General features: G+C 42.3%; 11 protein-coding genes and 1 pseudogene. 7 read left to right on the top strand and 5 right to left on the bottom strand.

All coding sequences use genetic code 11. The features are described 5' to 3' along the window. Positions 1-191: 191 nt before the first annotated feature. The 3 genes from ACFE93_RS17150 to ACFE93_RS17140 all read right to left on the bottom strand — a co-directional run bounded on the left by ACFE93_RS17150 (position 192) and on the right by ACFE93_RS17140 (position 2,627). On the bottom strand, positions 192-542 hold the full coding sequence (locus ACFE93_RS17150; RefSeq protein ID WP_094350625.1) for a DUF1257 domain-containing protein: 351 nt from the start codon (positions 540-542) through the stop codon (positions 192-194). A 141-nt stretch (positions 543-683) separates the two neighbouring features. Further along, a complete protein-coding gene (locus ACFE93_RS17145; RefSeq protein WP_375474470.1) occupies positions 684-2,195 on the bottom strand; it encodes an AAA family ATPase in 1,512 nt (503 codons plus the stop codon). A gap of 78 nt (positions 2,196-2,273) precedes the next feature. Continuing rightward, complete coding sequence (locus tag ACFE93_RS17140) at positions 2,274-2,627, bottom strand: hypothetical protein (protein WP_375474468.1); 354 nt, start codon at positions 2,625-2,627, stop codon at positions 2,274-2,276. A 260-nt stretch (positions 2,628-2,887) separates the two neighbouring features. On the opposite strand from ACFE93_RS17140, the gene ACFE93_RS17135 reads away from it, so the two are divergent. Next, positions 2,888-3,412, top strand: coding sequence for an ester cyclase (locus ACFE93_RS17135; protein WP_375474466.1), 525 nt, complete (start codon positions 2,888-2,890; stop codon positions 3,410-3,412). Between the two features lie 73 nt (positions 3,413-3,485). On the opposite strand, the gene ACFE93_RS17130 is transcribed toward ACFE93_RS17135, so the two are convergent. Then, positions 3,486-4,274, bottom strand: a complete 789-nt coding sequence (locus ACFE93_RS17130; protein ID WP_375474464.1) for an FHA domain-containing protein — start codon at positions 4,272-4,274, stop codon at positions 3,486-3,488. A 222-nt stretch (positions 4,275-4,496) separates the two neighbouring features. Between ACFE93_RS17130 and ACFE93_RS17125 the strand changes: the two genes are divergently transcribed. From ACFE93_RS17125 to ACFE93_RS17110, 4 genes are all read left to right on the top strand, one after another. Beyond that, positions 4,497-5,015 carry a hypothetical protein gene (locus ACFE93_RS17125; protein WP_375474462.1) on the top strand — a complete coding sequence of 173 codons (519 nt, stop codon included), beginning with the start codon at positions 4,497-4,499 and terminating at the stop codon, positions 5,013-5,015. A 183-nt stretch (positions 5,016-5,198) separates the two neighbouring features. Then, positions 5,199-6,353: an NAD-dependent epimerase/dehydratase family protein gene (locus tag ACFE93_RS17120; protein WP_375474460.1), complete on the top strand. Its 1,155-nt coding sequence runs from the start codon at positions 5,199-5,201 to the stop codon at positions 6,351-6,353. 233 nt (positions 6,354-6,586) lie between these two features. After that, positions 6,587-7,717, top strand: coding sequence for a glycosyltransferase family 4 protein (locus ACFE93_RS17115; RefSeq protein WP_375474458.1), 1,131 nt, complete (start codon positions 6,587-6,589; stop codon positions 7,715-7,717). Positions 7,718-7,822: 105 nt separating this feature from the next. Continuing rightward, positions 7,823-10,423 carry a GAF domain-containing protein gene (locus ACFE93_RS17110; protein WP_375474456.1) on the top strand — a complete coding sequence of 867 codons (2,601 nt, stop codon included), beginning with the start codon at positions 7,823-7,825 and terminating at the stop codon, positions 10,421-10,423. A 40-nt stretch (positions 10,424-10,463) separates the two neighbouring features. Here ACFE93_RS17110 and ACFE93_RS17105 read toward each other — a convergent pair whose 3' ends face one another. Then, positions 10,464-10,739 (bottom strand): hypothetical protein, encoded by a 276-nt coding sequence (locus tag ACFE93_RS17105; RefSeq protein WP_375474454.1) that lies wholly within the window; start codon positions 10,737-10,739, stop codon positions 10,464-10,466. Between the two features lie 637 nt (positions 10,740-11,376). Here ACFE93_RS17105 and purC point away from each other — a divergent pair. Both purC and ACFE93_RS17095 read left to right on the top strand, forming a co-directional pair. After that, positions 11,377-12,114, top strand: a complete 738-nt coding sequence (purC, locus tag ACFE93_RS17100) for a phosphoribosylaminoimidazolesuccinocarboxamide synthase (RefSeq protein WP_375474506.1) — start codon at positions 11,377-11,379, stop codon at positions 12,112-12,114. Between the two features lie 174 nt (positions 12,115-12,288). Next, positions 12,289-12,952: pseudogene (locus ACFE93_RS17095) on the top strand (hypothetical protein); the annotation flags it as partial.

Raw genomic sequence — 12,952 nt, 5'->3', positions numbered from 1 at the left:
ATTTTTTAGAGTACTCAAGGCGCTGCTACTGTAATAGTAACCAAAAAGAATAGTCCAATAAAGAATAGTCAAATTAAGAGTATTAACTAAAAATCGGGACTGAGAAATACATCTCAGTCCCGATAAAAAAGCGGGCTAACCGCTATTTATATGGTTAACCCGTGCAGCTTTGGGAACGCGCAGAGAAATTGTTATTGCAATACCAACTTCACATTGGCGTTTTGCAGACCGCGCTGTTTCACTTCAGCCAAAGTTTTGTTAACGGCATACTTTTGGTTGATTGAGTTGATCAACTCGGTTTGGTTGTGCTTCTTAGCAACGCCCCACAGGTCAGCGATTAGGTCAAAAGAACCATCGCCATTGCGAGACCAGCCGAGGTCATATTCGCCTTCCAACACAGCAACGATGTCAGAACGGACACGCTGACCGTTATAACCACGGACATCAGCTTCAGTCTTTACGCTGATACCGAGGTCGCGCAAGGAAGCCTTGAGGATTTCGGCATCGGTGATTTTGGTACGCAGGGTGCTAAAGTGAGACATTTGGGTTTCCTCCAATGAGAAGATTGAGAAAAACGACAACGGTTTGTTTTGGGCGAAGCCGCGCTTAACAGGATGCGGCTTTTCTTATAACTGCTAGCATTTTCAGCTAGCCTTTCCCCCTGGGATGGCAGAGGAAAGCTTTTAAAACTCCATTCGCTGATATTCAGCTACGGAGGATGCTGCGGGGCGCGCGCGCTGTCTGGCCCAATCTCTCAGAGCCGTTACTTGTTCTTGCATCGTTCGAGACAGCGGCAATGTTGCCTTCAGTGCAGCAATAATATCTAGTTGGGTGAACTCCCGATCTTGGGCAAAAGCTTCATACATTGCCGCAACGATCGCTTGTTCTATTTCTGCCCCAGAAAAGCCATCAGACATCTTGGCTAGTTGCTCAAGATCGAATCGAGAGATGTCTTCACGGCGCTTGGTCAGATGAATATTGAAAATATCCTGCCGTTCTTCCGGTGTTGGCAGATCGACAAAGAAAATTTCATCAAAGCGTCCTTTCCTCAGAAACTCGCCAGGTAAGCGTTCTACTCTATTGGCTGTTGCCATTACAAACACTGGTGATTTCTTATCTTGCATCCAGGTGAGGAAAGAGCCGAAGATTCTACTTGAAGTCCCCCCATCAGAATCAGAGGAACCTCCACTACCAGCAAAGGATTTATCTAATTCATCGATAAACAAAATCGCTGGGGAAATAGATTCTGCTGTTTTCAAAGCGTTCCGCAGATTTGCCTCGCTTCGTCCCACCATTGAGCCGTCATAGACTCGCCCCATATCCAACCGCAACAGTGGTAAACCCCACAGCCGGGAAGTAGTTTTGGCAATTAAAGACTTACCGCAACCGGGAACTCCTAAAATTAACATCCCCTTTGGTTGAGGCAAACCATATTCTCTCGCCCTTTCTGTAAAAGCGTTAGAGCGTTGCTTGAGCCATCTTTTTAACTCTTCTAAGCCACCTACAGCATCAATAGTTTCATCTTCTTCAATGTATTCTAAGATGCCATTGCGCCGAATTAGTTGCTTTTTCTCAGATAAAACGATGTCTACTTCATCTTCTGTTAAACGCTCTTTAGTTACCTGTGCCTTACGGTAGACTTTCTCAGCTTCATCTTTAGTTAGACCTAAAGCAGCTCTAAGAAGTTTTTCTCTGGCTTCTGTTGTCAGTCGCCGACCACGGTTTTGCTCTATATGGTGAGTTAAGACTTTATTCAACTCAGCCATATCTGGCAATGTAAAGTCGAGAACAACAACTTCTTTTTCCAGTTCTATAGGTACTTGTTGCATCGGAGACATCAGAACGATGTTCTTTTGCATACCTTTGAAACTAGCGATCGCATCACGTAACGATCTGTTAGTTGCAGGCGCATCTATAAAGGGATGTAAATCTTTAAGAATAAATATACTTGGTTCTTTCTGCCGGATGATCCACTCAATCGCCGCCTCTGGAGACACAGTATTATGTTGGGTGACATTCCGGGGTTGACCATACTCAACAATCCCGTGTGTTACTGTCCAAACAAATACTCGGCGCTGGGGCTTTAACAACTGGGCGATTGTGGAAATTGCTTGCTCGGCCCGCTCTTCCTCGGAGGTAACAAGGTAGATTAAAGGGTATTGAGCTTGAATTAGGATCTTGAGCTCTTCGTTCATACTTCGACCTACTTGAGACCTTATAGAGACAGTAGAGACATTGCTTCTGGTAAAGAAAACCGAATCATGAATATTTATCTAGCAAGGAACTAACTCTTCCTCACCCTTGGGATTGGTTTCACCTTCATCCATCTCATTAAGAGAAAGGTGCTCTTGACCAACTACTCCTGGTTGATTACCTAAACTAACCAGTTCCCCATCACGTAAGACTAGTGAGCTATCACAAGTTGGGCATGAATAAACTCTATGAGTCCGCCCATAAGAAGAATCTTCTAACTCGTCAACCAATTCTTGATTGGATAGGTAAAAACCAAGGGCACGTTCGGCAAGTTCTGACATTGGCTCGGAATCAACTGCTGAACGAATCTTCAGTTTTCTGTGCAACTCTGGCGATAAATACAAAGTGACCTTTTGCTTAGTTTGCGTTTGCATATAACTCTTTAACGGTCTTACCCGGGTATGTATATCAAGTTATCGGTTCTTTTATTGGTTGTCAAGACAGCAAAACGTTTTAACGCCATATTTGTTACATTTGTTTACATTAGGGGCTGAGATTCTGTTTATAAGTAGCCATCATGTCATGAACTGTTTGCACTAGAACATTTGATAGGTTGTGGTTCGTAGTCAGTGAGTGGCATAGTTTTCACAACAATGGGACGATAAATTATTAGATAAGCTATCTCTAAGGCTGTATGTGTAAAGAAATAAGTCCAACTCAACAAAATAAAGATATTGTTCTTCAGTTCTATGAAGCTTTCGACAGGCGGAATATTAGCCAAGCTTTCGCACTTCTGACCCCTAATTTTGTCGCTCACATGGCTGGCACACCTGCCCCTCTTGACAGTGAAGGTTTTAAACAGTTCGGTATGGCTTTCTACTTAGCCTTTACGAACGGTCAACATACATTTGACCAGGTGCTTGTTGAAGGAGATAAAGTGGTTACTTGTGGAACATTTACAGCTACGCATCTTGGTGACTTCCAAGGTCTTCCTTCAACAGGTAAGCAAATTAAGTTATCAATCATGCATATTGATCGCGTTGAAAACGGCAAAATTATAGAGCATTGGGGGCAAGGCGATGCACTTGGATTGATGCAACAGTTGGGTATTGTCTTTTTACCAGGGCCTGCGCTTTTGCCACATATTCTTAAAAGTCTTTTATCAAAGCTGTTTAAGAAGCCAACAGGAATTAATATACTTGGGTGTTTGATTTTCTGAACAAGGGGGGTGTGCGAGATTTTTCCCGGAACGGGAATTAGCCATCGCTAAACCAACAATTGCCTGACTTGGCTTATTTTTTGATTATTTGCAGCGTAAGCGGATTAAAGTTGAATACCTTTCCGGTTGTAAACAACTGATATCCACAGGAGATGCCAGCGAATGACAATAGCATAGAAAAAAGAGACACCGAGCCGATTACAACACCACTGGCGATGAAAAGAGCGATTCCTATCCCGATCAACACCCATCCCAGTTTCCGATTATCGCGCCCACCCCAATTCAGAGCTACTACGCCTCCCATACACAGCAAAATTCCAGGTGTGCTGCGTAAGTAGACGCTCACATAAATACTTGTACTTAAAAATGTAATGCCTGCTAGGATTAGTCCTAAGCCAATAAGCTTACTGGCAAGGATTACTTGTTCTTCTTCTTTACCGATGGTAGGCGGTGTAATTTTTGTTGGCGCGGAGTTTGGTGTAGGATTTTTTGTGGCAGATGCATAGTGCTGCTGCACCCTAAACATGAAAGTTATTTTGTCTCCTTGCCCAAGCGAAACTCTGTCTCCCGGATGCAGTGGAGAAAAAACTTGAGGCTGAAGTTTCGCACCGTTAATGTATGTACCATTAGAACTACCCAAATCGGTTATATGGTAGTCATCTCCATTTATCCAAATTTGCGCGTGGATGCGAGATGCCACATCGGAATCTGGTAAGCCAGAAACATCAATATTTGGTGGTTTTTGGTCGTTTGGCTTACCGATACAAATTACAGAAAGATTTGCTGGAAATTGCAAAGATGTGTTGGTTTGGAAGTGAAAAAGCTCCAAAGTTAGCTCGGCTGTCTGAGATGCACTGTACATAATTTGTGTTATAAAGCACTTATTATCAGCTTCCTCTACTGGGAACTAAAAAGAGAATGGTAAATATCCTGAAACAATATTGAATTTTTAATGAGCGATGTTTTGGTGCAGTTTATGCAGTAGTTTCCTAATTTGTGAATAACTTGTAAATTGGCAAAAGTATCGATCTGAGTTTCTGGTATTTCTATAAAATCAGTGACTTTGGCAAAATGTATAATGTAAATGGCTACTGCTAATAAAATCTGTAGTTTGGGGCGAAGAATTTATCGGTTTGCCGCCAGCGTTAGCGGAGTCACTGCCCTGTTAATCATTCTGTGGGGTTGTATTGCAAGTGATTTTAACGCCAGAGCGATCGCCTGGAAAACTTATAGCAACTCCCGTTATGGTTTTGAATTTCCATATCCGAGTAACTGGACTTCATTAGCAGCATCAGAAAATGGTGATGGGATTGCGTTTATTTCACCACAGGATAACTCAGTGGAAATTCGCGGGTGGGCAAGCCAGCAGCTACCAAACGATCAAGAGTCTGTGAAAAAGATAAAATCCAACTTTCAGACCGCTCAAGGAGTATCTGGGGTGCTGGTCGTAGAAGTCGATCGACGAGCAGGTTTAATGACACTGACGCTAACTCAGAGTCAAGTGAAATATCATTTACAGGGACGGAGCAAAAGCCAAGAATTTCAAAATTACTATCGTTTGTTTTATTACATTGCCCAGCAGTATCGAATTTCAAAGTTTTAATGAGGCATTGGGCATTGAAAAGAGACAGGGTAGACAAGGAAGAGATTTATTGAGTAATTTCTCCTTGTCTCCCTTGTCCCCTGTTCCTCACTCCCCTCAAAATCCACATCTCCTCCAGAATAATAATTAAGAGGGTACAGAAACCTGATAGATTTAGCTATCAGCGAGTAAAAACTGGTGAAGATGAAAGTCCTGGTTATTGGTGGTGATGGATATTGCGGTTGGGCAACTGCTCTTTACCTTTCCAATCGAGGTTATGAAGTTGGAATTCTAGATAGTTTGGTGCGGCGGCACTGGGATAATGAACTTGGTGTCGAAACTCTCACTCCGATCGCACTAATTCAACAACGTCTCCAGCGCTGGCAAGATTTGACAGGTAAATCTATCGATTTGTTCATCGGCGATATTACTAATTACGAATTTCTTCATAAAACATTACAGCAATTTCAGCCAAATGCACTAGTGCATTTTGGTGAACAGCGTTCGGCCCCATTTTCCATGATTGACCGAGAACACGCAGTTGTTACCCAGGTCAATAATGTAGTTGGTACGTTGAACTTACTGTACGCCATGCGGGAAGATTTCCCGGACTGTCATTTGGTGAAGCTGGGAACGATGGGTGAATACGGTACACCCAACATTGATATAGAAGAAGGGTATATCACCATTGAACACAATGGACGCAAGGATACCCTACCTTATCCCAAGCAACCCGGTTCAATGTACCATTTAAGCAAAGTCCATGATAGTCATAACATCCACTTTGCTTGCCGGATTTGGGGATTGCGGGCAACGGATTTAAATCAAGGTGTAGTTTACGGCGTCTTAACTGAAGAGACGGGGATGGACGAACTATTGATTAATCGGCTGGATTACGATGGTGTGTTTGGTACAGCACTGAACCGCTTTTGTATTCAAGCAGCGATCGGACATCCCTTAACTGTCTACGGTAAAGGTGGACAAACTCGCGGATTTTTAGATATTCGGGATACAGTACGATGTGTGGAATTAGCGATCGCTAATCCTGCCCAATCAGGTGAATTCCGCGTATTTAACCAATTTACCGAACAATTTAGCGTCGGCGATTTGGCATTGATGGTGAAAAAAGCTGGTAATGCTATCGGATTGAACGTAGAAATCAATCATTTAGATAATCCCAGAGTTGAAAAAGAAGAACATTACTTCAACGCTAAAAATACAAAATTGCTTGATTTAGGTTTACAGCCTCACTTGCTCTCTGATTCTCTCCTCGATTCTCTGTTAAACTTTGCTATCAAGTATCAGACGCGAGTCGATCACAAACAAATTCTGCCTAAAGTCTCTTGGCACAGAAATTAGAGTAAACCCCAGTAAATCGTGGGTCTAAAATTGGTCGTCGTATTCTAGCACAATATGACGACTAACTAGTTATTATTTATCAGGCGTATCGTCCAGCTACTACTAAATTTGCCGTTTACTACATTTATTTCGACTGTACGGAGTTGATCACACCACAAAAGAGAGTCTATTCTGTGTTTGATACCGAAATGCAAGCAAAGCTGAGATTATCTGCCTGGACTGAATAGTTTTTTATGAGAATTGCTCTATTTACCGAAACCTTTTTACCCAAGGTTGACGGCATTGTAACGCGCTTGCGCCATACTGTTGACCATTTACAGCGTAGTGGTAATCAAGTGCTGGTGATTGCCCCTGATGGAGGCATCACAGAACACAAAGGCGCTAAAGTTTACGGCGTTACTGGCTTTCCTCTGCCATTGTATCCAGAATTAAAAATGGCACTTCCCCGCCCAGCTATTGGGTACGCCTTAGAAGAGTTCAAGCCAGATGTTATCCATGTTGTGAATCCAGCAGTTTTAGGTTTATCTGGCATATTTTATAGCAAAATCCTCAAAATACCCTTAGTAGCGTCTTATCACACGCATTTACCCCAATATCTCCAGCATTACGGCTTGGGGATGCTGGAAGGTTTTCTTTGGGAACTGCTCAAAGGCGCTCATAATCAAGCAGCTTTGAATCTGTGTACCTCCACAGCAATGGTGGAGGAACTGACAGCACACGGTATTGAACGTGTAGATTTATGGCAGCGCGGGGTGGATACTGAATTATTTCACCCCGATTTAGCTAGTGTAGAAATGCGATCGCGCCTATCAAAAAATCATCCAGAAAGTCCATTGCTACTTTACGTTGGGCGACTTTCGGCTGAAAAAGAAATTGAGCGTATCAAACCAATTTTAGAAGCCATTCCCGAAGCGCGGTTAGCATTGGTTGGAGATGGGCCCCACCGTCAAGCATTGCAAAAACACTTTGCTGGCACAAACACTTATTTTGTTGGCTATCTTATGGGTCAAGAGTTAGGTTCTGCCTTTGCGAGTGCTGATGCCTTCATCTTTCCTTCCCGTACAGAAACACTAGGCTTAGTACTACTAGAAGCGATGGCTGCTGGCTGTCCCGTGGTAGCAGCTCGTTCCGGGGGAATTCCTGATATTGTGACAGATGGGGTAAATGGATATCTTTTTGAGCCAACAGCAAATGTTCAAGGAGCGTTAGCTGCTACTATTCGACTCTTAGAACAAAAACAACAACGAGACACTATCCGTCAAAATGCCCGCCAGGAAGCAGAAAGTTGGGGTTGGGCAGCTGCCACCAAGCAGCTACAAGATTACTATCAAAAGGTGATATTTTCTGAACAGTTGGCAAAATAAGGGAGTGGGCAGTAGGGAGTGGGGAGATGAGGGAGACAAGAGGGACAAGGCGGATAAAGAAAATAACCATGCCCAAAATCTAAAACTCTAAAATCTAAAATTACCATGACACTCCCCAACCCTGGCAGCGTCTTGGCTACATTAACTGAACTGACTCAAGTTAATCGTACTCACGCCTTACTGCGTCGCGTCAAAGACTTATCTGTTAATGAATTTGTTTGCTTACTCGACTTCATAACTGCTGAGTTCCAGCAATTTCTTAGAGCCATTGAACTGATCAATAATGAAGCTCTAGAAACTATGTTGGAGAAAGTGCTAGAAGCTATCACACTCAAAATTGGTCAAATTCTCCAAGCAGAACATACAGCCATTTTTTTAGTTGATTATGACAAAGGTCAACTGTGGTCAAAAGTTCCTCAAGATAATACTCAAAAATTCTTAGAAATTCGTACTCCCATTACAGTGGGTATCCCCGGTCATGTTGCTAGTACAGGTCAATATTTAAATATATCTGAAACTTATACTCATCCCCTATTTAGCCCAGAACTTGAAAAACAAATGGGCTACAAAATCCATAATATTTTATGTATGCCTGTTATCAGTAGCAAAAACCAGACTGTAGCGGTGGTTCAACTAGCTAATAAAACTGGGAATGTTCCGTTTAATCATGATGATGAAGAACGTTTTCGAGATTTTGCCGCTTCGATTGGTATTATCCTGGAAAGCTGCCAATCTTTTTATGTAGCGGCTCGTAATCAAAGAGGCGCAACAGCTTTGTTGCGGGCAACTCAGACACTGGGGCAAAGTTTAGATTTAGAAGCAACTTTGCAGATAGTCATGGAACAAGCTCGAATTTTAATGCAAGCAGACCGCAGCACACTATTTTTATATCGTAAAGAGCTGAACGAACTCTGGACGAAAATTGCAGTAGCAGCAGATGGCACAAACTTGATAGAAATTCGCATTCCCGCTAACCGTGGCATTGCTGGATATGTGGCTTCTACTGGTGAAGCCTTAAATATTTCTGATGCTTATAAAGACCCCCGTTTTGACCCGACTACAGATAAAAAAACCGGTTATATAACTCGCAATATTCTGTGTTTACCAGTATTTAATTCTGCAAACGAATTGATTGGCGTTACACAATTAATTAATAAGCAACAAAGCAGCTTTACTGCTTCTGATGAAGAGTTTATGCGAGCTTTTAATAATCAGGCCGGAATTGCTTTAGAAAATGCTCGCTTGTTTGAAAATGTACTGTTAGAAAAACAGTATCAAAAAGATATTTTACAAAGTCTGTCAGATGCTGTGATTTCTACAGATATGGCAGGACAGATTGTAACGATTAATGATGCAGCTCTAGAGTTGCTGGGTTGTCCGATAGGAGACGCTAATAGTAAGAACAACAAGCTTTTATGGGAACAAAATTTGATTGGTCGATTAGTTTGGGAAGTTGTGCCAATTGAAAATCTCCAAATGCGACTAGAAGATAGTCTAAAAACTGGAGCTAAACATTATGTGCCAGAGCAAAGTTTGATACTGGGACTTTACCAAGTGCTGAGTGAAAATCAGGACGGGCTAAACGCTCCGCTACCGTTAACAGGACTTAGGAATCAGCATTCAATTTTAGCAGTGCACGATCGCACTAACCCCGATACTTTTATTCCCTGGAATCAACCTCTGACACCTCAATCTGAGTTTCTCACTTCTAATGAGGTACAAACATTAGAACGCAATATCAATCTTACTGTTAATCCCCTAACTAACCCAGAAGGCGGTGTACGCGGTGGTTTAGTGGTCTTAGAAGACATTACTCAGGAAAAACGGATGAAAACTACCATGTCCCGTTACCTGACGCCCCATGTAGCTGAACAAGTTATGGCACTAGGGGAAGATGCTTTAATGGTAGGCGAACGGAAAGAAGTAACTATCTTGTTTTCTGATATCCGGGGCTACACAACACTTACGGAAAATCTCGGTGCAGCTGAGGTGGTATTGCTGCTCAATCAGTATTTTGAAACGATGGTGGAAGCGGTTTTTAACCACGAAGGCACTCTTGATAAATTTATTGGTGATGCCTTAATGGCGGTATTTGGTGCGCCTCTACCATTGACAGAAAATCATGCTTGGAGGGCTGTACAGTCAGCGTTAGATATGAGACGCCGCTTAGAGGAATTTAACCAACGGCGAATTATCCAGGCGCAGCCGCAAATTCGTATTGGCATTGGCATTAGTTCTGGGGATGTGGTTTCGGGTAATATTGGTTCCCGCAAACGGATGGATTACACCGTCATTGGAGATGGTGTAAATTTGAGTTCGCGCTTGGAAGCGGTAACTAAGGATTACGGTTGTAATATTCTTTTAAGTGAATTTACTTACCAATTGTGCAGCGATCGCATTTGGGTGCGCCAGTTAGATAAAATCCGAGTCAAAGGGAAACACCAGGCAGTTAATATCTACGAGTTAATTGGCGATCGCACTACTCCCCTAGATGCCAACACTCAAGAGTTTTTATTTCACTATCATACCGGACGCGATGCTTATTTATCGCGCAACTTCTCACAAGCGATCGCCTGTTTTGAAGCCGCCAAATCCATCCAACCCCAAGACCAAGCTGTTGATATCCACCTAGAGCGTGCGCGTAATTATCAACAAACGCCGCCTCCAGAGTCCTGGGATGGTGTCTGGACAATGTTTACTAAGTAGTCATTTGTCATTGGTCAATTCCCCATGCCCAATGCCCCATTCAACCTTGAGTCTCTCCCTGGTCATCTTGAAAGGGAGCTTCGCCAATTCCTAGCTCTTTTTTAGAGCGTTTCAATTGTTTCCACAGATCCTTTATTTGTTCGTAAGCTGCACCTGGAGGCACTTTTCCACCTGTTTCTAAGTTGCAAATGTAACTTACCCGTTGAGCAAATTCCTGTAGATTTGCATTAAAAACCAAGTTTTCTGGCTTAACCTGACCGTAGTAGCGGCCGCGAGGGAAGAGAAAATCATCCTTATTCACTATTTTTTTCTCCATTTATTCAATTCACCTTGTGTTTGGATTTTTGAAGCTCACTAGCTAACCTAATCTTTTTTTTGTCAGATTAGGGGAAATCAAATCATCTAACTCCTTTTCCAATTATTGATGCAGGAATTGGTTGATTCAGATTTTGTGGCTAGAAGATTAAGCTTGAAATACTTACGTTGTAAATATTACAAAAAAAGTTTCAAATACAGTAACTAGAGAGACTATTTGATTTTCCTCCCTGTTGTCAATTTATCTCATCTTAATTTATGAAGTTCAAATTGTAATTAGCTCCAGTCCAAACCTTGAGGTACAATTTATTAAAATATATCAGTATATATTAGTAATTTTTTATTCTAAAAAAACTAAATCCTTCCTGGTAAAACCACTTAGGTAAATATATTATATATAAAAGCTAATTGTCCTCTGTTAAAAGTTAGAGATTCAGTTTTAAATTTTTGGTAACTGGTTATTAAGCAGCGATCAAGAAGAGGAAATTGGGCTGGGAATTGGTTATTAATTATTTTATCCTGCCCTTGCTTCCTCTTAAATAATCACCAATGGCTAATAGTTAATAACTAAAGATAAAATGGTGAAGCCTCAAAGGACAAACAACTTTTGTCCATCGCCTAAAACATTACCTGCCACCATGTCTGTTAATTCCAAGTTATACGAAGGTAAAGCAAAAATTCTTTATACAACGGACGATCCAGAAGTCTTGTTGGCTGATTTTAAGGACGATGCCACAGCGTTTAACGCCCAAAAGCGTGGCAACATCGAAGGGAAAGGAAAAATTAATTGTAGCATTTCCAGTCAGCTTTTTAAACAGTTGGAGGCTTATGGTATAAAGACTCACTTTATTGACAGCCCTGCCCCGAATCAAATGCGGGTAAGGGCTGTAAAGATTTTACCCTTAGAAGTAGTGATCAGAAATATTGCTGCTGGCAGTCTGTGTCAGCAAACAGGATTACCAGTGGGTACAATTCTGAAACAGCCTTTGGTTGAATTTTATTACAAAAACGATCAATTAGGAGATCCTTTGTTGACAAGCGATCGCCTGTACTTGCTAGAACTAGCAACTGCGGAACAAGTAGACGCAATTACACATCTAGCATTGCAAATCAATGAATTTCTGAATAACTTTTGGCAGCGGTGTGGCATTACCCTAGTAGACTTCAAACTAGAGTTTGGTTTGGACTCACAACAGCAGTTGCTCTTGGCAGATGAAATTAGCCCCGACACCTGCCGTTTGTGGGATACCGCAGAAAAGGACTCAAATCGGCGAGTAATGGACAAAGATCGCTTTCGCCGAGACTTAGGAAATGTAGAGGATGCCTACCAGGAGGTTTTACAAAGAGTGCTAAAAGCAGTAGAAACTATAAATTAACCAGGTAAAAACCAAAAGGTCAGAAGGAATTATATTTAACTTTTGCCTTTTGCCTTTTGCCTTGTAAAGTAAAAAAGCAAAAGAAAAAATTATGTTTTGAGTTTTACCTTGGGCATAAGGGCATTATTGCCTTGTGATGGTGTGTGTGTGGTCGTGAAGAGGAATATAAGTAAAATGCGTTTATCTCCCGTATTGCTGGCAGCAGTAGCAATTGCAGCCCCTTTGGGTGGCTCATTGAGTGCGAATGCAGAAACCGCCAACAATTCCAAACAGTCAACAAAAGTTTTGACACTAGAAAAAAATCAACACTCAGAAAAGGACACTGGTCAGGTTAACTCTAGTAAAAGTCTAGAATCTCAACCTAAATCTACAGCAACTATAGAGGCAGAGCGTCCCCAATCCCGCGTCGTCGCAATTTACCCTGCCAACCCAGCAGCAGGCGCGACCCCAAAGGTAATTGTGCCAACCTCCACAACGCCAACAATTGCACAAATCCCTGAAATCAATCCTAGCCCTACTCAACAGCCGTCTCCGGCTCCAGACATTCCACCGCCAGAAATTCAACAACCAACGCCTTCCCCAACTCCTGAGACCACTCCAGTTCCAGAAAATGTAAATCCACCGACAACAGAACCTTTATTACCCAGAACTCCAGAACCATCAGCTACTCCAGATATTCCCCCCCCAGCCAGTCAACAAAGAACACCTGCGTTATTCCCAGGCGCTACTCCCAGTCCGCAGAATGTTAATCCGCCGACAACTCCGGGCAATACTCCATTCCCAGGCACTACTCCCAGTCCGCAGAATGTTAATCCACCGACAACTCCGGATAATACTC

It is taken from the genome of uncultured Nostoc sp. (genome assembly GCF_964247315.1).
Lineage (GTDB): Bacteria > Cyanobacteriota > Cyanobacteriia > Cyanobacteriales > Nostocaceae > Nostoc.
The sequence above is the reverse complement of the archived record's forward strand: the minus strand, read 5'-3'. Positions and strand labels throughout refer to the sequence as shown.

Bases quoted from the DNA above. Each gene is read 5' to 3' on its own strand.
- ACFE93_RS17150 (WP_094350625.1), bottom strand. From the start codon at position 542: ATGTCTCACTTTAGCACCCTGCGTACCAAAATCACCGATGCCGAAATC.
- ACFE93_RS17145 (WP_375474470.1), bottom strand. From the start codon at position 2,195: ATGAACGAAGAGCTCAAGATCCTAATTCAAGCTCAATACCCTTTAATC.
- ACFE93_RS17140 (WP_375474468.1), bottom strand. From the start codon at position 2,627: ATGCAAACGCAAACTAAGCAAAAGGTCACTTTGTATTTATCGCCAGAG.
- ACFE93_RS17135 (WP_375474466.1), top strand. From the start codon at position 2,888: ATGTGTAAAGAAATAAGTCCAACTCAACAAAATAAAGATATTGTTCTT.
- ACFE93_RS17130 (WP_375474464.1), bottom strand. From the start codon at position 4,274: ATGTACAGTGCATCTCAGACAGCCGAGCTAACTTTGGAGCTTTTTCAC.
- ACFE93_RS17125 (WP_375474462.1), top strand. From the start codon at position 4,497: ATGGCTACTGCTAATAAAATCTGTAGTTTGGGGCGAAGAATTTATCGG.
- ACFE93_RS17120 (WP_375474460.1), top strand. From the start codon at position 5,199: ATGAAAGTCCTGGTTATTGGTGGTGATGGATATTGCGGTTGGGCAACT.
- ACFE93_RS17115 (WP_375474458.1), top strand. From the start codon at position 6,587: ATGAGAATTGCTCTATTTACCGAAACCTTTTTACCCAAGGTTGACGGC.
- ACFE93_RS17110 (WP_375474456.1), top strand. From the start codon at position 7,823: ATGACACTCCCCAACCCTGGCAGCGTCTTGGCTACATTAACTGAACTG.
- ACFE93_RS17105 (WP_375474454.1), bottom strand. From the start codon at position 10,739: ATGGAGAAAAAAATAGTGAATAAGGATGATTTTCTCTTCCCTCGCGGC.
- purC (WP_375474506.1), top strand. From the start codon at position 11,377: ATGTCTGTTAATTCCAAGTTATACGAAGGTAAAGCAAAAATTCTTTAT.